Annotated in this window: 24 protein-coding genes and 1 pseudogene; 7 read left to right on the top strand and 18 right to left on the bottom strand. The window is 60.3% G+C overall.

The window, feature by feature from the left end; translation table 11 throughout:
• Positions 1-214: 214 nt before the first annotated feature.
• Positions 215-505, top strand: a pseudogene (locus tag Q0J54_RS07965) (transposase); the annotation flags it as partial.
• A 103-nt stretch (positions 506-608) separates the two neighbouring features.
• Here the strand turns inward: Q0J54_RS07965 and Q0J54_RS07960 are convergent.
• The 18 genes from Q0J54_RS07960 to Q0J54_RS07880 all read right to left on the bottom strand — a co-directional run bounded on the left by Q0J54_RS07960 (position 609) and on the right by Q0J54_RS07880 (position 15,984).
• Positions 609-1,019, bottom strand: a complete 411-nt coding sequence (locus Q0J54_RS07960; protein ID WP_296304933.1) for a hypothetical protein — start codon at positions 1,017-1,019, stop codon at positions 609-611.
• A gap of 2 nt (positions 1,020-1,021) precedes the next feature.
• Complete coding sequence (locus tag Q0J54_RS07955; protein ID WP_296304932.1) at positions 1,022-1,408, bottom strand: hypothetical protein; 387 nt, start codon at positions 1,406-1,408, stop codon at positions 1,022-1,024.
• Between the two features lie 146 nt (positions 1,409-1,554).
• Complete coding sequence (locus Q0J54_RS07950; protein WP_296304931.1) at positions 1,555-1,893, bottom strand: hypothetical protein; 339 nt, start codon at positions 1,891-1,893, stop codon at positions 1,555-1,557.
• Complete coding sequence (locus tag Q0J54_RS12215; protein ID WP_367172234.1) at positions 1,800-2,348, bottom strand: PAAR domain-containing protein; 549 nt, start codon at positions 2,346-2,348, stop codon at positions 1,800-1,802. Before Q0J54_RS12215 ends, Q0J54_RS07950 begins: the two co-directional genes overlap by 94 nt.
• A gap of 612 nt (positions 2,349-2,960) precedes the next feature.
• Positions 2,961-4,256, bottom strand: coding sequence for a lipopolysaccharide biosynthesis protein RfbH (rfbH, locus tag Q0J54_RS07945; RefSeq protein WP_296304930.1), 1,296 nt, complete (start codon positions 4,254-4,256; stop codon positions 2,961-2,963).
• 50 nt (positions 4,257-4,306) lie between these two features.
• Positions 4,307-5,203, bottom strand: a complete 897-nt coding sequence (gene rfbG / locus Q0J54_RS07940; RefSeq protein ID WP_346667271.1) for a CDP-glucose 4,6-dehydratase — start codon at positions 5,201-5,203, stop codon at positions 4,307-4,309.
• A gap of 646 nt (positions 5,204-5,849) precedes the next feature.
• Positions 5,850-6,536 (bottom strand): SIS domain-containing protein, encoded by a 687-nt coding sequence (locus Q0J54_RS07935; RefSeq protein ID WP_296304929.1) that lies wholly within the window; start codon positions 6,534-6,536, stop codon positions 5,850-5,852.
• A gap of 282 nt (positions 6,537-6,818) precedes the next feature.
• Positions 6,819-7,265 carry a flagellar hook-basal body complex protein FliE gene (gene fliE / locus Q0J54_RS12210; RefSeq protein WP_346667273.1) on the bottom strand — a complete coding sequence of 149 codons (447 nt, stop codon included), beginning with the start codon at positions 7,263-7,265 and terminating at the stop codon, positions 6,819-6,821.
• 27 nt (positions 7,266-7,292) lie between these two features.
• Entirely contained in the window at positions 7,293-7,733 is a 441-nt protein-coding gene (gene flgC / locus Q0J54_RS07925; RefSeq protein WP_296304928.1) for a flagellar basal body rod protein FlgC, read from the bottom strand.
• A 37-nt stretch (positions 7,734-7,770) separates the two neighbouring features.
• Positions 7,771-8,184, bottom strand: coding sequence for a flagellar basal body rod protein FlgB (gene flgB, locus Q0J54_RS07920; protein WP_296304927.1), 414 nt, complete (start codon positions 8,182-8,184; stop codon positions 7,771-7,773).
• Positions 8,185-8,403: 219 nt separating this feature from the next.
• Positions 8,404-8,952, bottom strand: coding sequence for a GNAT family N-acetyltransferase (locus tag Q0J54_RS07915; protein ID WP_296304926.1), 549 nt, complete (start codon positions 8,950-8,952; stop codon positions 8,404-8,406).
• 458 nt (positions 8,953-9,410) lie between these two features.
• Positions 9,411-10,973 carry an ammonia-forming cytochrome c nitrite reductase subunit c552 gene (locus Q0J54_RS07910; RefSeq protein ID WP_296304925.1) on the bottom strand — a complete coding sequence of 521 codons (1,563 nt, stop codon included), beginning with the start codon at positions 10,971-10,973 and terminating at the stop codon, positions 9,411-9,413.
• The gene (locus Q0J54_RS07905) at positions 10,966-11,433 is read right to left on the bottom strand and encodes a NapC/NirT family cytochrome c (protein ID WP_296304924.1); all 468 of its coding nucleotides are present in this window, start codon (positions 11,431-11,433) and stop codon (positions 10,966-10,968) included. Before Q0J54_RS07905 ends, Q0J54_RS07910 begins: the two co-directional genes overlap by 8 nt.
• Positions 11,434-11,692: 259 nt before the next feature.
• Entirely contained in the window at positions 11,693-12,214 is a 522-nt protein-coding gene (locus Q0J54_RS07900) for a 3'-5' exonuclease (RefSeq protein WP_296304923.1), read from the bottom strand.
• Positions 12,211-12,639 carry a hypothetical protein gene (locus Q0J54_RS07895; RefSeq protein ID WP_296304922.1) on the bottom strand — a complete coding sequence of 143 codons (429 nt, stop codon included), beginning with the start codon at positions 12,637-12,639 and terminating at the stop codon, positions 12,211-12,213. The genes Q0J54_RS07900 and Q0J54_RS07895 overlap by 4 nt, the downstream gene beginning before the upstream one ends.
• A 12-nt stretch (positions 12,640-12,651) precedes the next feature.
• A complete protein-coding gene (locus tag Q0J54_RS07890; RefSeq protein WP_296304921.1) occupies positions 12,652-13,140 on the bottom strand; it encodes a thermonuclease family protein in 489 nt (162 codons plus the stop codon).
• A 247-nt stretch (positions 13,141-13,387) separates the two neighbouring features.
• On the bottom strand, positions 13,388-15,610 hold the full coding sequence (gene feoB / locus Q0J54_RS07885; protein WP_296304920.1) for a ferrous iron transport protein B: 2,223 nt from the start codon (positions 15,608-15,610) through the stop codon (positions 13,388-13,390).
• A 92-nt stretch (positions 15,611-15,702) separates the two neighbouring features.
• Entirely contained in the window at positions 15,703-15,984 is a 282-nt protein-coding gene (locus Q0J54_RS07880) for a DUF2325 domain-containing protein (RefSeq protein ID WP_296304919.1), read from the bottom strand.
• A 228-nt stretch (positions 15,985-16,212) separates the two neighbouring features.
• Here Q0J54_RS07880 and Q0J54_RS07875 point away from each other — a divergent pair, with 228 nt between their 5' ends.
• The 6 genes from Q0J54_RS07875 (at position 16,213) to Q0J54_RS07850 (ending at position 22,938) form a co-directional block, all read left to right on the top strand.
• Positions 16,213-17,382: a hypothetical protein gene (locus tag Q0J54_RS07875; RefSeq protein ID WP_296304918.1), complete on the top strand. Its 1,170-nt coding sequence runs from the start codon at positions 16,213-16,215 to the stop codon at positions 17,380-17,382.
• A 205-nt stretch (positions 17,383-17,587) separates the two neighbouring features.
• Positions 17,588-18,751, top strand: a complete 1,164-nt coding sequence (locus Q0J54_RS07870; protein WP_296304917.1) for a hypothetical protein — start codon at positions 17,588-17,590, stop codon at positions 18,749-18,751.
• A gap of 209 nt (positions 18,752-18,960) precedes the next feature.
• Complete coding sequence (locus tag Q0J54_RS07865; protein WP_296304916.1) at positions 18,961-19,680, top strand: hypothetical protein; 720 nt, start codon at positions 18,961-18,963, stop codon at positions 19,678-19,680.
• A 59-nt stretch (positions 19,681-19,739) separates the two neighbouring features.
• A complete protein-coding gene (locus Q0J54_RS07860; protein ID WP_296304915.1) occupies positions 19,740-20,090 on the top strand; it encodes a hypothetical protein in 351 nt (116 codons plus the stop codon).
• A gap of 130 nt (positions 20,091-20,220) precedes the next feature.
• Positions 20,221-21,597, top strand: a complete 1,377-nt coding sequence (gene der, locus Q0J54_RS07855; RefSeq protein WP_296304914.1) for a ribosome biogenesis GTPase Der — start codon at positions 20,221-20,223, stop codon at positions 21,595-21,597.
• 210 nt (positions 21,598-21,807) lie between these two features.
• Positions 21,808-22,938: a branched-chain amino acid ABC transporter substrate-binding protein gene (locus Q0J54_RS07850; protein WP_296304913.1), complete on the top strand. Its 1,131-nt coding sequence runs from the start codon at positions 21,808-21,810 to the stop codon at positions 22,936-22,938.
• Positions 22,939-22,985 lie beyond the last annotated feature (47 nt).

Raw genomic sequence — 22,985 nt, 5'->3', positions numbered from 1 at the left:
TGTCATGTCTGCTCATAACAAACAGGAAAGCAGGAGTCATTCAAGATGTCCAGCTTTTTTAGAAACAGCCCCTAGGGTCTGCCAACACTGTTTACGGAGTGTTTGGGGGAAGGGGAACTCCTCGCAGGCGCGGGAGGGCCCAGCCTTTTCGCAGCGAAGCGAGAAAAGGCGTTCTCGTCATCCTTCCCCCCAAGCCCCCCATCCCTTCCCCAGCGCGCTTTTACCGTCTGACGGCTGGCGAGGGTACGACGGGCGGGTAGATTTGGGCTATCAGAAGCACTTTCGCGTTGAGCATGGGAACAACGAGTTTGCTAACAAGCATTCTCATATCAATGGGATAGAAAGCTTTTTGGCCTTTGCCAAGACTCGACTGATTCGCTTCCGTGGCATTCACAAGCATAGCTTCTATTACCATTTGAAAGAATGCGAGTTTCGTTTTAATCACCGTCATGAGGATATCTACAAACTCCACCTCAAGATGCTCAGAGAGAATCCTCTCTGCTAGTCGTGACCCTATTTTTTTAATTATTATTTTACAACTACCATGTTAAACAATAGCTTGAATCACATACATTTTATACAATAGCAAATATAACGAACTATTTGCTCTATTTTGTGATTTTCTTGTCTTGTAAATAATCGATTATGTAATTAACTTTGAAATCATATAAATATCCATAACAATCAAAAGGAATGCCTCTTTCTTCATGGTCTATTCTTGCTATTCTTGCCCCTTCACTTCTCCAATCTAGCCATTCACGCCAAGCATCAGTAGGTGCTCGACTTTTTAAATCTTCTTTTTCTCTCTCTGAAAGACTTTCCCAATATGGAAACCAAATCTCACAGAGCCATGTCGATTCATTTCCTTGAGTAAATAAACAGACATCGGGATCAATATCAGGATAGACTTCCCATGGGATAAATGGGTTAGGTACTAGCGGAAGCAAAGTTAAATCAACAGAAGGCGATTGTTGCTTTCTATAAAAAAACTTTTGTTTTATATATGAAAACAATGACATAGTTAATCCTCATAAATGAAGTCAGCTACCCAATCAGCTCCCCAATAACCTGCAAAACCGAAAATAATTCCGCCAATTAAACCTCCAATCGCTGCACCTGGGCCAGTTTCTAATGTGCATGTGGCTCCAGCCACTCCCCCTATCTTAAAACCTAACCAAGCGGCCCCCCATCCGCCAGCTTGACGAACAGCCTCAGCAGTCAATGGCGCAACAGACTGCTCTTGGAATGATTTTACTGTGGCATTTCCTAAATCATAAGCTGTAAATGCAAATCCAAAGATTTGAACAACCTTGGCAACTTTGTTTAATTTAATCATTTTATCATAAATTTCAGGACGCCAGATGGCGCCTGAATATACTCCTTTACCACGAGGAGGCTCTATCAGCACTTCTTTTTCAATATGTTGTATAGCATTTATAAGTTTGTTTACCCTCTGTTCAGTATGTGGATGCTCTTTCGCATACAGTCTTAATCCACTTATAATTTCTTCTGAAGATATTATCCTTGACCCATGCCGAATAGCTTCATCAATATCTATATAAATTTTTTCCCTCCAGAAAAATTAGGAGCACCATCAGGAAATAATGTACTTGCGGATATGAAATGCGATCTCTTTGCATTTAAAACATGCTCTACAAAAGATGTATTTGAATATGGAGATTTAGGAAATAAACCAGCTTTTGTTGCATATAATTCTGTTGGTGGCTCATAAGTACGAATCTTCCTTACCAACATTCCATTTTTTCCAATTTCATCAACAAACATAAATAAATGTAGATCTAAAGGCATCCATGAACCAAGAATATTGTAACATGAGTTTGGCGTGGTATTTGTTCTCGCATTTTCATCATCAGCGTAAACTTGACTACACATGAGCAGCCTCCATTTCTAATGCTTGTACGCCTAGATATATTTAATCTTTGCATGTCTTTTGTGTATAATCTACTACAATATCCATATTCATCAGTATTTCCACTATAAGTATTCCCGTCTTCATCACAAATATAATATGGCATAAACGCTACGGGATTACCATTTCTGTCCAAAACTCTTACCTGTTCATCATAACTTTTTTTGACAGAACTATTATCTATTCCTCTTGCTTCTCCTGATAAAGACGGCACGCAAACAAATACATCAGGAGAGCCAGACGTAATCTCTGCTCCACATGCAGTTTTTGAACCAACATGCGCCACAAGAACATCATTCCCAAAAATATATGGCGCGCCAGTTACAATGGGATTTGGGCCATGCACTGGACAGTTATAGGTACTTCCCACAAGAGCAATCGGGCGATTGTTGCCCCTGACACTGGGGCTGCCATCAATACGGTATCTCCAACTCGCGCAACAGGCTTTTCAGGCATTACACTCCCCCACTTATATTGATAAATCATTCTGTTGCAAGGATTATTGCAACTATCTTCCTGTTAAATTTTTTATTATTTTCAACGTGTTAGACAAACAACATCGTTTTGCCTGCGTTCTTATATCCGCTTCTGTTAGCCCCAAGGACAAATTTCTATGGAAAAATTCCGACGCTTGCAGCAACGCGAGCGCCTTTTTACTGCCCGGAAACAGCCAGCCCGCAGACTATGCCAAAAGCCACAATTTCCGTTTTCAGATTTCACGCCTTTTTGGTGATTATCCCAAGTCGACCTGATACAGCCAAAAGCATCCAGTAATTTTGGGGGTTGATTTTAGGGGTAAAAATTATAGCAATCACATATAATATTTTGAAATAACTATATAATAATACAAAATAAAAATTTTCATGAAAAAGATGCCACGCCCTTTTTCCACTCTCTTTTGGCCAGGCGGCGCTGTGCCGCCCCCCCCCTCGCAACGAAAAGGGGCGCGCCCGCTGGCGCGCCCCCGGTAAGGCAAGGTGATCCGCCCGATCTCCGCAAGGACACGGAGGCCGCATGGCGGCATGGCCGCTCAGGCCGACAGGATAGCCTGTACGCTTCCGATGATGTAATCCAGCATCTCCTGGCTGAGTCCCGGCCAGACGCCCAGCCAGAGGCCGCGCTCCATGATGAGGTCCGTCTGTGTCAGGACATCCGCCACGCGGTAAGGGCGGCCCTCCATGAACGGCTGTCGCACGGCATTACCGGCAAACATGAGCCGCGTCCCGATACGGCGGCGGTTGAGCGCCTTGAGGAAGTCCACACGCGAACAGGGGGCGCTCTCCTTGAGGATGACGGGCAGGCCGAACCAGGAGGGATCCGCCTGTTCGGGCGTGACGGGGAAGCGCAGATGCGCGCAGCCGGCAAGCCCGTTGTGCAGATAGGCATAATTCTGTTTGCGCTTTTCGATGAATCCGGGCAGACGGCGCATCTGGGCCAGCCCGCAGGCGGCCGTCAGATCGGTCATTTTGAGATTGTACCCGGCATGCGCGTAGACGTACTTGTGATCATAGCCTTCGGGCAGTTCGCCGTACTGACCGCTGTAGCGCCTGCCGCAGGCATTGTCCTGCCCTGGCCGGCAGTGGCAGTGCCGGCCCCAGTCGCGGAAGGATTCGGCGATCTGGGCCAGCTCGTCATTGCTGGTGAAGACCGCCCCGCCCTCGCCGGTGGTGATGTGGTGCGCAGGATAGAAAGAAAGGGTGGCGATATCCCCGAAGCTGCCCGTGAGCCGCCCGTTCCAGCGGGCGCCCAGCGCGTCGCAGCAGTCCTCCACCAGCCAGATACCCCGTTCCCGGCAAAGGGCGGCGAGCCGCTCCGCATCAAAGGGAACGCCCAGCGTATGCGCCAGCATGACGGCTTTGGTCCTGGGGGTGATGGCCCGTGCCACCGCGTCCACATCCACGTTCCAGGTATCGGCGTCCACGTCCACGAATACCGGGATGGCGCCAAACTGCATGATGGGCGCGATGGTCGTGGGGAAGCCGGCCGCCGCGGTTATGACCTCGTCCCCGGGCCGGATGGCGCGCTTGCCCCAGCGGGGCGAAGTCAGCGCGGAAAAGGCCACCAGATTGGCCGAGGAACCCGAGTTCACCGTCAGCACATGCTTTGCGCCGAGGAAGTCGCCCAGCGCCGCTTCAAACGCATCATTGAAGCGGCCGGTGGTCAGCCAGCCGTCAAGGGCGGCCTCGACCATGAGCGCCTTTTCCTCCTTGCCGACGACCTTGCCCGAGGCGGGAATGGGCGTCTTGCCCGGCTCAAAGGCCGGGCGTGCATCGGGCACATGTTGCAGCAGTTCTTCGATGGCCGCCTGTATTTCTTCGTTCTGCATCTGATCCTCGTTTCGTCTCCGGTTGCGGTGACCGCGCACGCCTTGCCCGCTTACTGCGGCAGGGCATCGACATAGGCTTCGATCTGCCGCAGGGTATATTCGCGCATGTGCGCGGCGTCGCCGTTGACCGACCATTCCTTGTACCAGCTGAGCGTCTCGGAAAGCGCGCGCGCCACAGGGTAACGGGGCCGCCAGCCCAGTTCGATGCTGGCCTTGGTGCAGTCAAGGCAAAGCATGCTGGCCTCGTACGGCTGCGGGGCGCTGTCCACCTCGTAGCTGCCGTTGCCCCACTTCTCGCAGATGAAGCGCACCACCCGCTCCACCGGCCAGACGTCGCCCATGTCGATGGGCGCGAAGTTCCAGCCGCAGCCGAATTTTGGCCCGTGCTCGAGGAGCTGTGCGCCCAGTTGCAGGTAGCCGCTCAGGCATTCCAGGACGTGCTGCCAGGGCCGCACCGCGCGGGGATAGCGGATCCTGATGGTGCGCCCCTCATGCAGCGCGCGGAAGCAGTCGGGGATGAGGCGGTCCTTGCCCCAGTCGCCGCCGCCGATGGCATTGCCCGCCCTGGCCGAGGCCACGGCCACATGATGGTCCTTGCCGTAACGCTCGGGCGCAAAGAAGGATTTGATGTAGGAAGCCGTCACCAGTTCGGCGCAGCCCTTGCTGGCGCTGTAGGGGTCGTGCCCGCCCATGGGATCGTTCTCCCGGTAGGGCCAGACCCATTCGTTGTTGCGATAGCACTTGTCGCTGGTGACGATGACCACCGCATGCACCGACGGCGTGAAGCGGCAGGCGTCAAGCAGCATGGCCGTCCCCATGACGTTGGTCTCGAGTGTGCCCAGCGGATCGTCATAGGAAGGACGTACCAGCGGCTGTGCCGCCAGATGCATGACGATCTCGGGCTGGAACGCTTCCACGGCCGCCCTCAGCGCCTGGTAGTCCGCCACGGAACCCTGGGGCGGCAGACGCCGGACAGCTCAAGCGCCTTGAGCATGCAGGGACTGTCATACTCCGACAGCGAATAGCCCATGACGTCCGCGCCCAGCTGCTTCAGCCAGAGCGTCAGCCACGAACCCTTGAAGCCGTATGCCCCGTCACAAAAACCTTGCGCCCCTTGTACAGGGGCAACAGATCCTTCAGCCTGTTTTCCATTGAAACGAACTCCTCATGCCATAGGCAAATAACGACGGCAGGCGCATCACGAGCCGCCCGCGCACCCGTGGGATGGGCGCGCCCGGCTCGTGAACATGATTTGTGCGGCCCTTCCGGCCGGATGCGGGACACGCCCCCGGGCGCTCTGGCCCGGCAATGGCGATGGACGCGGGGCGCAGCGGCCCGTCATCCTCCCCGCGCGCTGTACGCATGGCGTCATTTTCGCATACGGCCTGCCCCCCTGTTTGTCAAGGGCCATACCGGGGAACGCGTGCGATCTTGTCTCAAAGATATTGATCTTGCGATAAAAAATCAAGATATCGCCTTGTTATGGGGCATACGACGACCATGCCGGCCTGTCGGGCGGACGGACGCCCCGCCCGCCGCACAGCCTGGCGCGTCCGGGCCGTCCGTCCCCCCTGCCGCAGGCCCGCGCTGCTCTCACGCGGCGTCCGTGGGGCCTGCCGGCGGGTTGCCCCGGGCCTGTCCACCGAACACGACGGCCTCAAGGCAGGCGCAAAGGGCATGGTACATGGGCAGATGCAGTTCCTGGATCTGCGGCGTCAGCCCGACCGGGGCGCGCAGTTCCACGTCCAGCAAAGCCGCCATGTCTCCGCCGTCCCTGCCCGTCAGCCCCAGCGTCCGGCAACTGAGCAGACGCGCCACCCGCAGGGCCTGATTGACGTTGTACGAATTGCCGGAAGTGCTTATGCCCCAGACGATGTCCCCGGGTCTTGCCAGCGCGTAGACCTGCTGGGCAAAGCCAAGCCGCCCGTCCACATCGTTGGCGAAGGCCGTCGGCAGGGATGCGCCGGACACCAGCGACACCGCGGCTATGCCGCCCTGGAGACGCTCCAGATCCCCGGCCTGTTGCGGGAACAGGGCACGGGCCCGCTGGCGAAAGCTTTCCGGCAGAGGGCGGGGCAGCAGGAAGGACTTCATCAGCTCGCCGGCGATATGCTCGGCATCCGCGGCGCTCCCGCCGTTGCCGCAAAGCAGGATCTTCCCCCCGTGAGCGGCGCAGTCCGCCAAGAGGCGCACCGCCGCCGCAAACGGCGCGGCGGCCTCCCGCCATTGCGGATAGCGCGCGCACAGGTCCCGCCAAAAGATCTGCACCAGGGCTTCCACGGCCTGTCCTCCCTGAAGTGTCCCCCGCGGGGGCTGGGTTATGCCCGGCCTGACGGCCATTGACGGGCCGCCGGCCCTGCGCCTGTACGAAACGTCTCCAGCTTGCCATGCCTTGCGGCCTCCCGCAAGGTCCCCGCCGGGCTCCATCGTGCGCGGTCTGCGGCGCGCGATGCCGCCGTGGCGGCTGCCGGTCCCGGGGCCGTCCGCTTGCAGACGACAAAAAACAGGCCGGCCGGGACCAACCTGTTTTTCGCGCTTCGGAACAAAAGTTTCCGGGAAAGATCAGAACTGCATCTTGGTCAGTTCCTTGTAGGCTTCAAGCACCTTGCCGCGCACGGCGGTGGTCAGCTTCATGGCCATGCTGGACTTCTGCATGGTGATCATGAGTTCATGCACGTTCTGGTTGCGGCCGGAGGCAAAGGCGTCGATGGCGTTGGCCTTTTCGGTCTGCAATTCGTTGACGCGGTTCAGGGAGTCGGTCAGCGTTTCCGCAAAATCGTTGGTGTGCGCCAGGCGGGTATGTTCCTGGCCCATCATCTTGATGAAGTCGCCCTGCGCGCCGAAGTTTTCCGGGCGGTCCACGCTGTCGCGCAGCAGGCTCTGGTCAAGCGTCTTGGCAAAGAGGGTCTCCTTGCTGACGGGCATGCCCTGTTGCAGGGAACTTTCCACGGTGCTGAAGTGGCGCATGGCGTCCGCATAGGCTCTCATTCCGACAAATTGCGCGCTCATATCCTTGCTCCTTTATTCCCTTGCTTCCTATGACCGGCCGATTTCCAGAGCCTTGTTGTACATGCCCTTGAGGGCTTCCACCGTGGTCACGTTCGCTTCAAAATTCCGCTGGGTGGTCATCATGTGCGCCATTTCTTCCACGACGTTGATGTCGGGATAGGACACATAGCCGTCGGCGTTGGCGTCGGGATGACCAGGCTCGTACACCTGCTTGAGGGGACGCTTGTCCACGCTGATGGCCATGACGCGCACCCCCTTGAGTTCGCGGTCGAGGGCCGAACGCATGTGGACGGAAAAAGGATCGTCCACATCGGTCGAGACCTGCACCACGGTACGTCGCTGATAGGGGCCGCCCTGAGGCGTACGCGTGGTCTTGACGTTCGCCAGGTTCATGGCGATGGTGTTCATTCGCGTACGATCCGCGGTGAGTGCGGATGCGCTGATATCAAGTGCGGTCATGAAATCCATGGTCATCCATCCTTTACAAGCGTAGGCTTGAAACAGGTTAGGCTGTCTTGGCGTCCTGGATAAGGGTCGACAGCCCCTCAAAATTCTTCTGCATCACCTGGGCCAGCGCCGTATAATGCAATTGGTTCTTGGCATGCTTGGCCATTTCCTTGTCGAGGTTCACGCGGTCTTCGCCGTGGATCTGACGCGGCTTGAACTGCTTGTCCCACTCGGCCCCGAAGGTCTCAGGGGTAAAGGCCGCCGGCATGTGTCCCGGCGTGGTCGTGCTCATGCGGCCGCGCATGTCGAGCCCCAGCGCCTTCTGCAGTTCATTTTCAAACGTCAGCTCGCGCGGCTTGTAGTTGGGCGTATCAATGTTGGCAAGGTTGCTGGCAATGACGTTCTGCCGCTGCAGCTGCATATCCATGACCTTGCCCACAAGGCCGATCTGATCATTGAACAGGCTCTTCATGCTTTCCTCCAGCCGAAGACAGGTTTCGTCCCAGTAAAGCAACCAGCATGCCAAACAAAATAAATACAATAAATTCAATTAGATAGTAAAACACAGCCTCACCAGCAGACAGAAATTTGACGTCGGAGGAGCGGCGAAGCCGTCGAGAACACATGACAAAACGGCCCCGGAGCGTCCGCCCCGGGGCCGTCATTTCTCTGATGCGACGAGCGCGTCAGCTTACTGACGCCTCGCTTGCGGCGCTGCCCTGCCGATATGGCGGACATAATACTGCATGTCGTCCAGCAGGACGCCGTCCTCCACTATGGGCAAGGGGTAATTGTCACGAAAAAAATGCGGCAGCACGAAACAGGGCGCAAAGCCGCCGCCCCGGTAGAAGCCGTCCATGCGGGGGGTGGTCCCCGTGCCCACCAGCAGACTGTCGTACGTCGTGTCCAGCAGGCCGCACAGCCGCATGAGCAGTTGCCGGGCCAACCCTCTGCGCTGATACGCCGGCGCGGTGACCAGCAGGCGGCATTCGGCGACCCGTCTGCCGCACAGGGCGGGGCATTGCCGTTCGCGCGGGCCGCCCGGCGCAAAGGCGGCCGTCTCGTCGGTAAGGACCGCCAGGCTGACGGGTTCCCGCCGCCGGATAAAGAGACCGTACAGCGTCCCCCGCGTCAACCAGGCGTCGACGTGGGCGGGATTATCGTCCGCCAGACGGAGCAGCGGCAAAAAACGCTCCCGGCGCAGCCGAACGCGACGCAAACGGATATCCGACAGGAACATACAGCCTCCTTTGCGGTAAAAAAACGGACTGGGGGCCACTTTCGCCAGCTTTTCCCCTTTTGTCAAACCGCACGGGCCGTACGCCGCGCGCCGGCCCGCGACACGGCACATCGAAGCGCTCCCGGCATGATCGCCGCCACGGAACAGGCGGCGCGATCGCTGTATACCGACAGACACGGCGGCCGCGCGCGAGGTCCCTTCCCCCAGGCCCTTCCTTCCCCGGCGCGTCTTCATCCAGGGAAGAGAGAGAGAGAGAGAGAGAGAGAGAGAGAGAGAGAGACACGGGGCCCGGACGGATCCATGCCCATGGTGGAGCGACCATAGCGATATGACGCCTGGTCTTCCTCCCTCTCCGGCGGTACGGATCAGGGGCGGCAAACGACGGCGCGGGCAACGGCCTGTGACCGTCGCCCGCGCCTTGTCATGGGATCGGGCCCGAAAGCCGTCCCTTCAGCGGCTTACCGCGCGGACACCTTTTCCTGTCCATCCCAGACCCGGTCGGCCCTGGGCAGGACGGGAAGGAGCTTGAGCCAGGGATTGGTCTGCAGCACGGCGGGATCCTGCTGCATCTTGCGGCTGAACTCCAGTATGGGCGGCACGATCTCCTTGATGTCGCCTTCCAGCGCGGGGCTGATGCCGTAACGTGTGGCCTGTTCGGCCAGCGCCACGGCCTTGTTGCTGCACTCGACGGAAGTCATAAGCGTATCCAGCGTCTTGGCGGGATTATGGAAGCCCACGCTGTTTTCCGCCGAGACATAATCCCAGAACAGCTGCCCCTTGCGCACCATTTCCCGGGCCTCCGTCATCAGCTCGTCATAGCGGGCGTCCTTTTCTCCGCCGTAGGCATTGGCCAGACGGACCGCCTCATGGGCGCGCACCGAGGCTTCCTGGGCCTTGAGCAGCTGGTCGAAGGACTTCTTCTGCGTATACAGAACCCGTTCGCGCAGATAGTCCGCGGTCTTGTCCGCGTGGCACTGGCGGCAGGCGCGCAGTTCGGGGTCCTTCAGGGGGGTGGTCATCCAGTGGCTGGAGATCTTCTTGCCGTCCACACGCTGGTACGGCATGTGGCAGTCGGCGCAAGCCACACCGGCCGCCCCGTGCGGGCCGTCCTGGAACATCTCGAAATCAGGGTGCTGCATCTTGATCATGGGCACGCCCGAAGCCGCATGCGTCCAGTCGGCAAAGGGCGTGGGCGTGCCGTCCGGCCCCTTGGCGCCATGCCCCTTGTAGTACTGGTACATATCCTCGGGGTTGAAGCCGTTGTCCCACGGGAAGACCGGGCGTCCCGCCGGGCCGTTGTCCTTGTGCGTGAAGTAGTATTCCACATGGCACTGTGCACAGACGAGCGAGCGTTTCTCGTTGCGGCTCAGGGTGTTCCAGTCCTTGCCCGAACGCTTCAGCCAGTCCTTGAGCGGCTCGGAGTAGGGACGCAGCTCCATCGTCTTGGGATCGTGACAGTTGGCGCAGCCTATGGTCTCATCCATGGCGTTGATGGCCTCCTTGCCGCGAAAGGTGTTCACGTCCTTCGACCAGAAGGCATCCCCGTACTCCTTCACCCAGTTCATCATCTTGGGGGTCTTGCAGTTCCAGCAGGTCGCGGGCAGCGTCCCCTTCTCCGCATAGCGGTTGATACGGTCGATATTGACGAAATCGCTGAGGGCGTGCGTATGGCCGCGGGCTTCGTTGTACTCGTACATGAAAGGATAGCCGAGCCAGAGGTTCTTGAGATACGGCTGGGCATGCTTCCACCCCTTGGGCAGGGGATTGACGCCATCATTCTTGTGGAAGGGGACGGACCCCTTGTATTCCGTCATCACCTCACTTTCATTGTTTTTCATGTATGATGCGTATTGAAGGGGAAAATCCTTCTCAAAAGCGGAGATGCGCGTCTCATCCTCTTTCAGTGCCGTCGAATAGGTGGGGGCTTTCAATGTCGTATCGACATCCTCGCATCCGCTGAACAGCGGCAGTCCCAGAGACAACAACAGCAGGCAGAATCCGTGAAAAACTCGATTACTCATGGGCCACCGTCCTTACACTGATGGGTTTGCTGCGCATATGGGCCACATTGCGGTGACAGTCCGTACAATACGGCTTAACGTCCATGCTTGCCACATTCGCATTTGTCGCACTATGGCAGGCAATGCAATTTTCTTTGATGATGTCACGCGTCGCAACGCTCGGAAGGGCGGGCGCGTCCTTGCCCTGCATGTTGGCGATGACATCCCGCAGGCCCTCCTTTGCCTTGAACGGCAGTTTGACCAGCAGATTGTGGGGCGAATGACACTCGTTGCAGGCCAGCGCGGCATGTGTCGACATCTTGTGCGTCACCGCCGCCTCCTGCATGACGTGGCAGCCGGCGCAAAAGGGGCGGGAGTCCGTTACCCGCATCCCGTAGGCCAGTCCCGCCAGGATCACTCCCCCCGCAAGCAGGCCCCCCAGAAAGATCTTGAGCCATGAACCATTGCAGGGACGTTTCATAACATCCTCCTTCCTGCTGAAGTCCGCACCATAGTCCTCCTCATACTGTGTCGGACATAGCATACATTCCGCTTGTGATGCAAATCACAAGAAGGATTCTTTCTTTCTCTCTTGGGGAAAAGTGTGATCGCAGACACAAAATCATGGAGAAAACAGGAAAGGCGAGGGAAGAAAAGAAGAGATGCGGCCAAAGACGCCGGCGCAGGCCACACCGGCCGCCGGCAACGTGCATGCCGGGCGGGAGCGGCCGACAGGCTGATCAGGCCTTCATCTGGGCCGGCGTCACGCCCAGCGCGCGCAGCCGCAAATAGATCTCGGCGCAGGCTTCGGCATCCGAGCCCGCGTGATGGTGCTGGAGGGGGATCTGGAAATGGGCGCACACGCTGCTCAGGCGGTGCGACGGCAGCGGCAGGCTGCGCCGCGAGCCCTTGAGGGTGCAGTAAAAGGGCAAACGGGGCTCGGCGATGCCGGCGGCCCGGCAACAGGCGATGAGCACCCGCCGGTCAAAGGAGGCGTTGTGCGCGACGAACCACGCCGCCCCCTGCATGAAGGCGGCAAGCCGCGGCCAGAGCTGTGCAAAGGTGGGCGCATCCCTGAGCATGGGCCAGGTCAGCCCGTGCACATCGGTAAAGCGGATAAAGGAAGACGGCGGACGAATGAGGGCGTAAAAGCGATCCGCCACCCTGCCCTCTTCCAGCCGGGCCATGCCTACGGCGCAGGCGCTGTCCGCCGCGTAGCCGGAGGTCTCGAAATCCAGGGCGATGCCCGTCCCTTCGCTCACTCGCGCCCCTCGGCGGCAGCGGCGGCGGCCTCGGCCAGGCGGGCGGCGATGTAGTCGCGCGCTCCGCCGTCATCTTCATCCAGGGTCAGGCAGCAGGCATCCGCCCCCAGGAGGCCGCCCGGCACAAAGTCGCCGCGCTCTTCGGGATCGGTCACCATGTCGGCATAAAAGCAGACGGAGAGCCAGCGGTTTTCCGGGTCGTCATCCACCACGTCCACCAGCACGAACACTTCCCGCGTTTTCTGCGCCGCATGCCGGGCGCGCAGGGAGTAGCTCACGCCGGGCCGGGCCTTGAAGAAAAGCGTCACCCCGGGCAGCGCCGCCAGCCAGGCGGCATAGCCTTCAAAAGCGGAACGCGCCCCCACGGGATCCGTCCGCCAGCCTGCCAGCATATCCTGAAATTCCTGCGGCCATGCCATATCCATCGTTCGCTCCTGTCATTCCTGCCACTGCCACGGCATGGAGTTGAGTCCCAGTCCCCAGATCCCCTTGCCCCCCGCCGCCGCCGCCTGCTCGGTGCGATACCAGCGCGGGCAGAACATGGCCTTGCAGTTCTTCCGGTCGACCCAGGCCAGCCCCGCCTCAAGCAGGGATGAGCTGAGGGAGACGCCGTCCACATAGATCAGCGCGCATTGCCGCCCCTTGTCGTCCTCAAGGGGAGACTGGATGGTGATGCGCGTTCCCGGCTTGAGCATGCGACGGACGAGGGCCTTGGCGTCCACCGCCATGGGCTGCCGGCCACGCGGGGCGGAGATGCCGTAAAAGCAGAAGAGCTCCGTCTCGTCCTGTGCGCCGCGGCTGCGGGAGACGGAGATGCAATTGCCGTCCTCCACGTTCCGCACATAGGCCACAAAGGCCTGTGCCGGTTCGGATCCCAGCAGACAGAACACGAGCAGTACCAGTAAACTCCGCATGAGGACGCGCATGAGAACCTCCTCGGCACACAGTGCCCTTTCCTTCCACCGTATCCGCACGCACCGGGCAAGGGCTGCGTGCGACAGGGGGCAACCATGCCGCCTTGCCGCTTCGGGGGGATTCGCAACCCCTGGCTCAGGACAGCGCGGGACCGTCGCCGTGACGCCCGCCGCGTGCCAGTGGGAAAAATCATGCCCGTGCCACACCGCCTTGTCAAGGCGTCGGCACGGGCAGAGAGGGAGGATGGATGATGGGGGATCAGTTCCAGACGACAAGGCCGATCTGATAGGCCGCCACGGCCACCACATAGGCCAGCGCCGTATTGAAGAACAGCGAGAAGAACAGCCAGCGCCAGCCGCCCGCCTCGCGCTGGATGACCACCAGCGAGACGAAGCAGGGAGAATAGAGCAGTACGAAGAGCATCAGGGAGAGCGCCGTGGCCTTGGACCAGCCGGGCGTGGCCTGGAGCAGGCTCTCCAGCGGCGTGGCGTCTTCGGGATCCACGTCGCCGAGGGAGTAGGCCGTGCCCAGGGTGGAGACGACGGCTTCCTTGGCCGCGATGCCCGCCAGCAGGGCGATATCGGTGCGCCATTCGAAGCCGGCGGGCGCGGTGACGGGCTCGATGAGCTTGCCCAGACGACCGGCAAAGCTGTGTGCCAGCTCGGCGGCGCCCTTCTCCTCTTCCAGCCTGGTCACCTGCTCTTCCAGCGCGGCGCGGGCGGCGTCCCCTTCGGGCAGGGCTTCCCTCTGGGCGTTCAGCGCCTCGATGCGGGCATCGAAGGCGGCGGCCTCCTCATCGGAAAGCTTGGGATAGGTCAGGCCGGCCCAGATGATGATGGAGATGGCCAGGATGACCGTACCGGCCTTCTTGACGTACATCCATGTGCGTTCCCAGCAGTGCATAAGCACGCTGAACAGGGTGGGCAGGCGGTAGGGAGGCAGCTCCATGACGAAGGGCGTGGCCTCGCCCCGGATGATGGTGGAACGCAGCAGGCGGGCCACCAGCAGGGCGAAGACCCAGCCGGAAAGCATGATGAGCACCATGACCGTAGGGGCCTGACTGCCGAAGAAGGCGGCCGCCAGCAGGAGGAACACGGGCAGCTTGGCCCCGCAGCTCATGTAGGGCAGGGTCAGCAGGGTAGCCAGCTTCTCCTTGGGGCTGCGCAGGGTGCGCGTGGCCATGGCGCCGGGGATGGCGCAGCCGCCCGCGATGCCGCCTGAGATGACGTAGGGCATGACCGAGGCCCCGTGCAGGCCGAAGGCGCGGAACACCCTGTCCATCATGTAGGCGATGCGCGCCATGTAGCCGCTGTCCTCCATGAAGGCGATGAGCGCGAACATGATGACGATGAGCGGCGCGAAACTCAGCACGCCCCCCACGCCGCCGATGATGCCGTCCACCACCAGCGACTGGAGATCCCCTTCAGGAATGATGCCCGCGAACAGTTCGCCGAGCGCCCCGCAGGCGTCTTCCACCCAGCCCTGGGGATAGGCCCCGATCTCGATGGTGATCTGGAATACCGCATACAGCACCACCAGCATGATGAGCGGGCCGAAAAAGGCGTTGGTCAGCACCTTGTCGAGCTTGTCGGACAGGGCGAGGCGGTCCTTGCCCGCATCCTGCCGGATGACGCCATCCCGCAGCAGGCCGCGGATGAAGCCGTAACGGGCATCCGTGATGTGGGATTCCATGCTGACGTTGTGAGCGGTGCGGATATGGTCGGCCACCCGGCGGCAGATGCCTTCCATCTCCTGCGCCGCCGTGGCGTTGGCCGCGCGCAGCTCCTGCCTCAGTTCCGGGTCGCCCTCCATGAGTTTTACGGCGATCCAGCGGGCCGCGTATTTGGGCAGCAGCTTTTCCCGTTCAATGATGGCCTGCATGGCCATGATGCCCTCGTTGACGTCGGCCCCGTAGTTGACTTCCAGCACATGCCGTTCGCCCGCCTTCGCCAGCCGGACGGCCTCGCTCATGGCCTCCTTGAGGCCTTCGCCGTTGCGGGCCACGGTGGAGACCACCGGGATGCCCAGCATGTGCGAGAGCCTGTCGATATCGATATGGATGCCCGCCTTGCGGGCCTCGTCCATCATGTTGCAGGCCAGCACCACCGGCAAGCCCATCTCCAGCATCTGCACGGTGAGCAGGAGGTTACGCTCCAGAGCCGAGGCATCGACGACGTTGATGACGGCCTGCACGTTGCCGCTGGCCAGCTCCGCGCGGGCCACGATCTCTTCCTGCGAGTAGGCGGTGAGGGAATAGGTCCCCGGCAGGTCGACCAGGGTGACGTTCTCCTGCCCGTGGCGCACCGGGCCTTCCTTGCGGTCCACCGTCACGCCGGGGTAGTTGCCCACATGCTGGCGCGCCCCGGTGTAGGCATTGAATACCGTGGTCTTGCCGCAATTGGGGTTGCCCGCCAGCGCGATGCGCAGCGGCCGGTCGCCGCTCTGCCTGCCCGCTTCGCTGAATTGGATGACAGCACTCATTTCCGATCTCCTCGCTCGCGTCGTCCCGCGTATCCTTCAAAAAATTGAAATTCATTTTCCTCGTGGAGTCATGCGACAAATCGCCGTCGATGTCAAGCCCGCTGTGCCGACAGACATTCGCGCAGCGACGACACGCCGCACGAATGGATCATGTGGATGGGGATGCGCCGGGCGCGCGCATGCTCCAGCGCCTTGCGCCGCGCCTCGTGAGAGACCTTGTTGGTAAAGACGATGATGGCGTCGGGGTTGCCGATCTTGTCCGTAAAGTTGCGCTCATTGCGGCTGATGCACTTGAGGGTGGCTCCGCCCTCGCGGGCCGCGGCGATGTATTCGGGCTTGAGTCTGTCCATACCGCCGATAAGCGTAACGCACATGGGTCTTCTCCTGAAGCTGCGCCTTTCGGCACAGGTTTGATGTCCTTTCTGAAAAGCAGACTAATTGAAAAAGAATTTCAAAGTCAATAAAAAAATTCTTCCCATTTTTTTCTGGCAAAACGTCTACCCGGGGCATATCCTGCCCTGTGACAGGCATCCGCCGCCCGGTTCACGCGCCGCCGGGCAAGGCGTATTGCATCTCCCGGCGCTGCCCGCGGGAGGCTCACCTTGCTCCGCTCCCTGCTCGCTCCGCTCTTCGTGCTTGGCCTCCTGCTTGCCCCCTCCCCTTCACAGGGCGAGGAGGCCCGGAAAGACGAGGCTTCCCCAGCCGCCGGGAAAACGGCCTCCCCAACATCCGAACAGGCCCCCTGCCCGGAAGCGGAGCTCCCGCTCCGGCTCATGCAGCCGGACGAAATCTGCCGGAAACAGGACAAGGTCACGGCGGAAAAAATACGCGACAACGCACTGAATGGTGATCCGGTCGATTTCCTGTTGCTGGTCGCCCTGAGTACGCTGGAACGGCCAAACGGTGGGGCGTCCCTTTTCGGCGCGCCCGCCTCCTTCTGGGAGGAGTGGCTCATCCGCCTGTTCGGTGAAAAGGAAGGCTGCTACCTTCTGGCCTGTATACTGCACACCATCAGCGCTACCCCCGGACTGCCCCAGACAGAAATAAACCGGATCGTGGCGGAATACCTGCGAAAATCCGTCGCCCTCGGACACCCCGAGGCCATGTACGGTCTGGCCCGTCTTGCCGCGGACTTCCCGGACAAGACGTTTCGGATGCCGGAGCATCCGGACTTTTTCATTCTTCCGCGGGATGTGCCCGAAGACGGCGCACGGACGCCGGAATCCCGCTACTGGATGGGGGCGGCGGCCGCCGCCGGATCGGCGCAGGCGAATTTCCACTTCGGGTACGCCCACTCCGTGCATGAATACGGTGTTTATGACGAACGCAAGGCTCTGGAAGCCTACGCACGGGCCATGAGCCTGGGAATTTTGAGCGCCCTGAAAAGGATAGTCCTTATCCTCAATCCTGCCGGAGAGAAGAAGCCCTTCCCCCCTTCGACCGACTGCAAGGCGCTCCTGTACTATACCGCCCTCGAGACCTGCCTCGATGAGGACGGCGACATACGGGAGATCGAGCAGGCTGCCCAGCTCATGCTGCAAGGTGACAACGAAATGTTCGCCAAAGCCTGCCTGACCCGTAAGGAATATGAGGAGATACTGCGGAAAGCGAAAAAAGAGGGCGTCAGCGGCAAGGCCGACCTGCGGGAAAAGAAAAAAGCCCGGGAAGCCCTGCTGGAAAAGGCCGGAGCCCGGCTCGCGGAACTCCGCGACGCCTTTGCCGCGCAGGCAAAGGAAAAGGCCGCTCCTGTCGAAAAGAAGGCGGCAAACTGAGGCCATACATTCCGCCTGTCCCCACCGGCAGGCATCCTTTACAGAGCGGGCGTACGCGGGAAGCGTGCCCCGCTCTTGTGCTGCCATCTTCACGGCCTGCCGCATCCGCGTAATGACTCGACGAAACAAGAAAAATCTGCCATGCTGCCGGGATAGCGTTCCCGCCGACACGACGCTTCACCTTGTTATTCCCAGTGAGGTACATATGCCGATCCTTCGCATCCTTCTCCTTGCCATCAGCCTCTGCCTTGTCCCGTGTCTGTCGCACGCTGAAGACTTGTTCATCCGCAAACCTGGGCTTATGGGTAAGGGCGGGATGTACGACCTGCAGATCATCCCCGTTACCAAACAAGACCTGAATACTTCGCCTGTCTATTACTGGGCGGCCTTCCTCTACCGGAAGAATGACACGCAAGGGGCCGCCAAGCTGCGGGAACAGGCACTGAACGGCGATATGGAGGCTCTCTTCGCGCTGGCCGCGATGAGCCGACTGGCCGAAGCGGAAAACCGCCCTCCCCTCTTCGGTGCGCCCGCCGCCTTCTGGGAGGACTGGGCCGTACGTATGCTGGGTGAAAAGGAAGCCTGGTTCCGCATCGGTGCTGCCCTGTTTATATGCTCCACGGCGGACCACCTCCCCGAAACGAGGCTGCAGCAGATGGCGACGGATACCCTGCGCAAGGCGGCCAGGCTCGGGCATCCTGAAGCCATGTTTGCTCTGGGCTTTCTTTCCGAAACCTACCCGGACAAGACGTTTCGCCTGCCGGATAAACTGGAGTTCTTCATCCTTCCTCAAGACATCAAGGAATACGGTTGCCAGACCCCGGAATCCCGCTATTGGATGGGCGCGGCAGCCGCCAACGGCTCGGCGCGCGCAACCGGCCTGTTCGGTAGTGCGCATCTTGCTCTCCCCCCCATCTTGGACATAAAAAAAGCCGTTGAATTCTGCACGAAAGCGATGCGCCTCGGCCTCGCGAACAGCGCCACGATACTGGAAGTCATACATAGACCTGATATCGACGAGCCTCCATTTCCTGAATACAAAAATTGCAAGTCGGCCATATATTACATGACGCTTCGTGTAAAAATGTTTGCAGGAAACATGCAGGATGTCGCTGTCTCAGCTTCCCTCATGATGAAAGGCAACAATGAATTTTACCCTGAGGTCTGCCTGACCCAAAAGGAATACGAGGACACCGTGCGCGAGGCGGAACAGGAATTTGAGCGCATCAAGGCCGACATGCTCGTCAAGAAGGAAGCCCACGACGCCCTGTACGCCAAGGCCAAACCGATGTTTGCGGAAATGCGCGACGCCTTTGCCGCGCAGGCAAAGGAAAAGGCCGCTCCTGCCGAAAAGAAGACGGCAAACTGAGGCCATACATTCCGCCTGTCCCCTCCGGCAGGCAGCCTTTACAGAGCGGGAGTACGCGGAAGCGTGCCCCGCTCTTTTTCTGTCGCCCGGACGGCGTGCGCCGCCGGATAGCCTGCCACAGGGTATCGCTCGACCGAAAAAGAAAAATCTGTTATATTGTCGTGATGTCGCTCCCACAGAGAAAACGCTTTCCCCCAGTGAGGTACATTATGCCGATTTTTCGCATCCTCTTCCTTGCCATCAGCCTCTGCCTTGTCCCGTGTCTGTCGCACGCTGAAGACTTGTTCATCCGCAAACCTGGCCTTATGGATGAGAACGGGATAAACGACCTGCAGATCATCCCCGTCACCAAACAAGACCTGAATTTTTCACCTGCCTGTAACTGGGCGACCATCTTTTACCGCGAGAACGACACGCAAGGGGCCGCCAAACTGCGGGAACAGGCACTGAACGGCGATATGGAGGCCCTCTTCGCGCTGGCCGCGATAAGCCGTCTGGCCGAAGTGGAAAACCGTCCCCCCCTCTTCGGTGCGCCCGCCGCCTTCTGGGAGGACTGGGCCGTACGTATGCTGGGTGAAAAGGAAGCCTGGTTCCGCATCGGTGCTGCCCTGTTTATATGCTCCACGGCGGACCACCTCCCCGAAACGAGGCTGCAGCAGATGGCGACGGATACCCTGCGCAAGGCGGCCAGGCTCGGGCATCCTGAAGCCATGTTTGCTCTGGGCTTTCTTTCCGAAACCTACCCGGACAAGACGTTTCGCCTGCCGGATAAACTGGAGTTCTTCATCCTTCCTCAAGACATCAAGGAATACGGTTGCCAGACCCCGGAATCCCGCTATTGGATGGGCGCGGCAGCCGCCAACGGCTCGGCACGCGCAACCGGCCTGTTCGGTAGTGCGTATCTTGCTCTCCCCCCCTCTTGGACATAAAAAAATCCATTGCGTATTTCACGAAAGCGATGCGCCTCGGCCTCGCGAACAGCGCCACGATGCTGGAAGCTATACACAGCCCTGATATCGACGAGCCTCCATTTCCTGAATACAAAAATTGCAAGTCGTCCATATATTACATGACGCTTCGTGTAAAAATGTTTGCAGGAAACATGCAGGATGTCGCTGTCTCAGCTTCCCTGATGATGAAAGGCAACAATGAAATTTACCCTGAGGTCTGCCTGACCCAAAAGGAATACGAGGACACCGTTCGCGAGGCGGAACAGGAATTTGAGCGCATCAAGGCCGACATGCTCGTCAAGAAGGAAGCCCACGACGCCCTGTACGCCAAGGCCAAACCGATGTTTGCGGAAATGCGCGACGCTTTTGTCGCGCAGATGACGAGGTAGTCCACCGGCGGCCCGGCGGCGTCCCCTGCCGGGCCCTTCCCTCTTGCGACGTTCGATGCTATAGGGGTGCACTTCCCGCGCCGGGGCGCACCGCCCGCCCCCGCCGAACCCCGACAACGAGGACAGCGTCATGGCAGCACCCTTGCCCAGCATCGTACTGGTGGGCCGCCCCAACGTGGGCAAGTCCACCCTCTTCAACCGTCTGATCCGCAGCAATCGCGCCATCACGCACGACCGGCCCGGCGTCACCCGCGATCGCATGGAAGGGATCGTGCGCCGCAAGGGCCTGCCGGATTTCCAGGTGGTGGATACCGGCGGCATCACGCTGGACGCGCATGCCGCCGTGGCCGAAGGCCCCGAAGGCATCCGCGGCTTCGAGGCCGACATCCTGCGTCAGGCCGAAGCCGCCATGCGGGACGCCCGCGCCGTGGCCTTCGTGGTGGACGCCCGCGACGGCCTCCTGCCGCTGGACGAGTTTCTGGCCGCCCATGTGCGCCGCATGGGCCTGCCGACCCTCTGCGTGGTCAACAAGGTGGACGGCATCGAGCGCGAGGACGAGCAGCTTGCCGAATTCCATGCGCTGGGCTTCCCGGTGCTGGCCGTCTCCGCCGAACACGGGCACAACATCCGCGCGCTGGTCGAAGAGCTGACCGCCCTGCTGCCCGACACGGACGACGAGGAGGCGGATACGGCGAGCGAGGAGGACGCCCCCCTGCGTCTGGCCATGCTGGGCCGCCCCAACGCGGGCAAGTCCTCCCTCATCAACGCCCTTTCCGGCGAAGAGCGCATGATCGTCTCCGACGTGGCGGGCACCACGCGGGACAGCGTGGACGTGCGCTTCAGCAAGGACGGCCGCGACTACATCTTCGTGGACACCGCCGGCGTGCGCCGCCGCACGCGCATCACGGACATCGTGGAAAAATATTCGGTCAACGCGGCCATCAAGTCCACCACCAAGGCCGACGTCACCCTGCTTACGCTGGACGCCACCGAACAGGTGAGCCAGCAGGACAAGCGCCTCATGGATCTGCTGGACAACCGCAAGATCCCCTTCATGGTGCTCATCAACAAATGCGACCTCGTCCCCGCCGGGGCCCTGCGCCAGCTGGAGAAGAACGTGCGGCAGATGCTGGCCTTCTGCGGCCATGTGCCCATCCTGCCCGTGTCCGCCCTCACCGGCAAGGGGCTGGAGAAGATCCTGCCGCTGGCGCGCACCATCCATGAGGAATGCGGCGTGCGCGTGCCCACCGGGCAGCTCAACCGGGCCATGGAAGACGTGCTGGCCCGCCATCAGCCGCCGGTGGTCAAGCGCGTGCGAGCCAAGTTCTTCTATCTCACCCAGGCGGAGACGCAGCCCCCGACCTTCGTTTTCTTCGTGAGCGACGCCGAACGAGTGCCGGAGAGCTATGCCCGCTATCTGGAGCGCTCCCTGCGCAAGATCTTCGGCATCAGCCATGCGCCCATGCGCATCCGCCTGCGTTCCAGCCACAAGAAGGACAAAAAGTAGGGGGACCGCCTCCCGGCAGCCCGTCCGTCGCGGCCGGGCGCGCCCCTGTCCGGCAGGAGAGAAAAAAGGCCGTAGTGCCGCGCCGGACAAGGGGATTCGTTGACAAGCCCCTGTACTGCGGCTAGGATTGCTGCTCTACTTTAACGCTGCGCCACGGGGTTTGGCCCGCGGCGTGGTCGTGTGCAACTTTTTTTCGTGAGGAGAAGCACGATGAAAAAAGGCATTTCCTGGCTCGCCGCGGCCCTGCTGACCACGGCGCTCGCGGCCCCGGCGCTGGCGGAAGACACCATCAAGATCGGCGTGCAGGGCGCGCATTCCGGCGACCTTGCCTCCTACGGCGTGCCCAGCCTCAATGCCGCCAAGCTCGTCATTGAGGAAGCCAACGCCAAGGGCGGCGTCCTGGGCAAGAAGATCGAACTCGTGGCCCAGGATGACCAGTGCAAGCCCGAACTGGCGACCAACGCCGCCACCAAGCTGATCTCCGACGGCGTGGCCGCGGTCATGGGCCCCATCTGCTCCGGCCCCACCAATGCCGCGCTGCCCATGTTCGAAAGCGCCAAGCTCATCAGCATCTCCCCCACGGCCACCACGCCCGCGCTGACCCTGGAAGGCAAGCACCCCTACTTCCTGCGCACCGTGGCGCATGACAACGCCCAGGCCGAACTGACCAGCGGCTACATCAAGGACGTGATCAAGGCCAAGAAAGTCGCCTACCTGCACGACAACGGCGAATACGGCAAGGGCTTCGCCACCCAGAACCGCAACATCCTTGAAAAGGCCGGCATCGAGACCGTGCTCTTTGAAGCCGTGACCCCCGACGCCGTGGACTTTTCCTCCGTGGTGCGCAAGCTGCGCCGCGCCAAGGCCGACGTGCTCGTCTTCGGCGGCTATCAGCCCACCGCTTCCAAGCTCGTGCAGCAGATGCGCCGCGACCGCGTGGACACGCCCCTCATGGGCCCCGACGGCGTGAAGGATGAGACCTTCCTCAAGATGACCGGCAAGGACAGCGAAGGCGTGCTGGCCTCCTATCCCAAGGACACCAGCTCCCTCGACATGTACAAGAAGGCTCGTGAAGCCCATGTGAAGCAGTTCGGCACCGAGCCCGGCTTCGGCTTCTACAATGCCTATGCCGCCATGCAGGCCATCCTCAAGGCCATCGAGACCAGCGGCGGCACCGACACCGCCAAGCTGCTCGAAGCACTCAAGAGCAACGAAGTGGATACCCCGCTGGGCAAGCTCTCCTTCAACAAGAGCGGCGACGCCGCCGGTCTCGGCCTGTCCGTCTATGTGGTCAAGGACGGCAAGTTCGTGGAGACCGACCACACCATCACCCTGCACTAACCGACATCGGCGCACGGGCGCGGAGGCACGGCCTCCGCGCCCTTTTG

This window comes from uncultured Desulfovibrio sp., from assembly GCF_944324935.1.
Classification (GTDB): domain Bacteria; phylum Desulfobacterota; class Desulfovibrionia; order Desulfovibrionales; family Desulfovibrionaceae; genus Desulfovibrio.
Note: the sequence above shows the minus strand (reverse complement) of the source record. Positions and strands in the feature narration are given on the sequence as shown.

Excerpts from the sequence above, each read along its gene's own strand:
- Q0J54_RS07960 (WP_296304933.1), bottom strand. The coding sequence starts at position 1,019 with ATGTCATTGTTTTCATATATAAAACAAAAGTTTTTTTATAGAAAGCAA.
- Q0J54_RS07950 (WP_296304931.1), bottom strand. The coding sequence starts at position 1,893 with ATGTGTAGTCAAGTTTACGCTGATGATGAAAATGCGAGAACAAATACC.
- rfbH (WP_296304930.1), bottom strand. The coding sequence starts at position 4,256 with ATGCAGAACGAAGAAATACAGGCGGCCATCGAAGAACTGCTGCAACAT.
- fliE (WP_346667273.1), bottom strand. The coding sequence starts at position 7,265 with ATGAGCGCGCAATTTGTCGGAATGAGAGCCTATGCGGACGCCATGCGC.
- flgC (WP_296304928.1), bottom strand. The coding sequence starts at position 7,733 with ATGGATTTCATGACCGCACTTGATATCAGCGCATCCGCACTCACCGCG.
- flgB (WP_296304927.1), bottom strand. The coding sequence starts at position 8,184 with ATGAAGAGCCTGTTCAATGATCAGATCGGCCTTGTGGGCAAGGTCATG.
- Q0J54_RS07915 (WP_296304926.1), bottom strand. The coding sequence starts at position 8,952 with ATGTTCCTGTCGGATATCCGTTTGCGTCGCGTTCGGCTGCGCCGGGAG.
- Q0J54_RS07910 (WP_296304925.1), bottom strand. The coding sequence starts at position 10,973 with ATGAGTAATCGAGTTTTTCACGGATTCTGCCTGCTGTTGTTGTCTCTG.
- Q0J54_RS07905 (WP_296304924.1), bottom strand. The coding sequence starts at position 11,433 with ATGAAACGTCCCTGCAATGGTTCATGGCTCAAGATCTTTCTGGGGGGC.
- Q0J54_RS07895 (WP_296304922.1), bottom strand. The coding sequence starts at position 12,639 with ATGGATATGGCATGGCCGCAGGAATTTCAGGATATGCTGGCAGGCTGG.
- Q0J54_RS07890 (WP_296304921.1), bottom strand. The coding sequence starts at position 13,140 with ATGCGCGTCCTCATGCGGAGTTTACTGGTACTGCTCGTGTTCTGTCTG.
- feoB (WP_296304920.1), bottom strand. The coding sequence starts at position 15,610 with ATGAGTGCTGTCATCCAATTCAGCGAAGCGGGCAGGCAGAGCGGCGAC.
- Q0J54_RS07880 (WP_296304919.1), bottom strand. The coding sequence starts at position 15,984 with ATGTGCGTTACGCTTATCGGCGGTATGGACAGACTCAAGCCCGAATAC.
- Q0J54_RS07870 (WP_296304917.1), top strand. The coding sequence starts at position 17,588 with ATGCCGATCCTTCGCATCCTTCTCCTTGCCATCAGCCTCTGCCTTGTC.
- Q0J54_RS07865 (WP_296304916.1), top strand. The coding sequence starts at position 18,961 with ATGCCGATTTTTCGCATCCTCTTCCTTGCCATCAGCCTCTGCCTTGTC.
- Q0J54_RS07860 (WP_296304915.1), top strand. The coding sequence starts at position 19,740 with ATGCTGGAAGCTATACACAGCCCTGATATCGACGAGCCTCCATTTCCT.
- der (WP_296304914.1), top strand. The coding sequence starts at position 20,221 with ATGGCAGCACCCTTGCCCAGCATCGTACTGGTGGGCCGCCCCAACGTG.
- Q0J54_RS07850 (WP_296304913.1), top strand. The coding sequence starts at position 21,808 with ATGAAAAAAGGCATTTCCTGGCTCGCCGCGGCCCTGCTGACCACGGCG.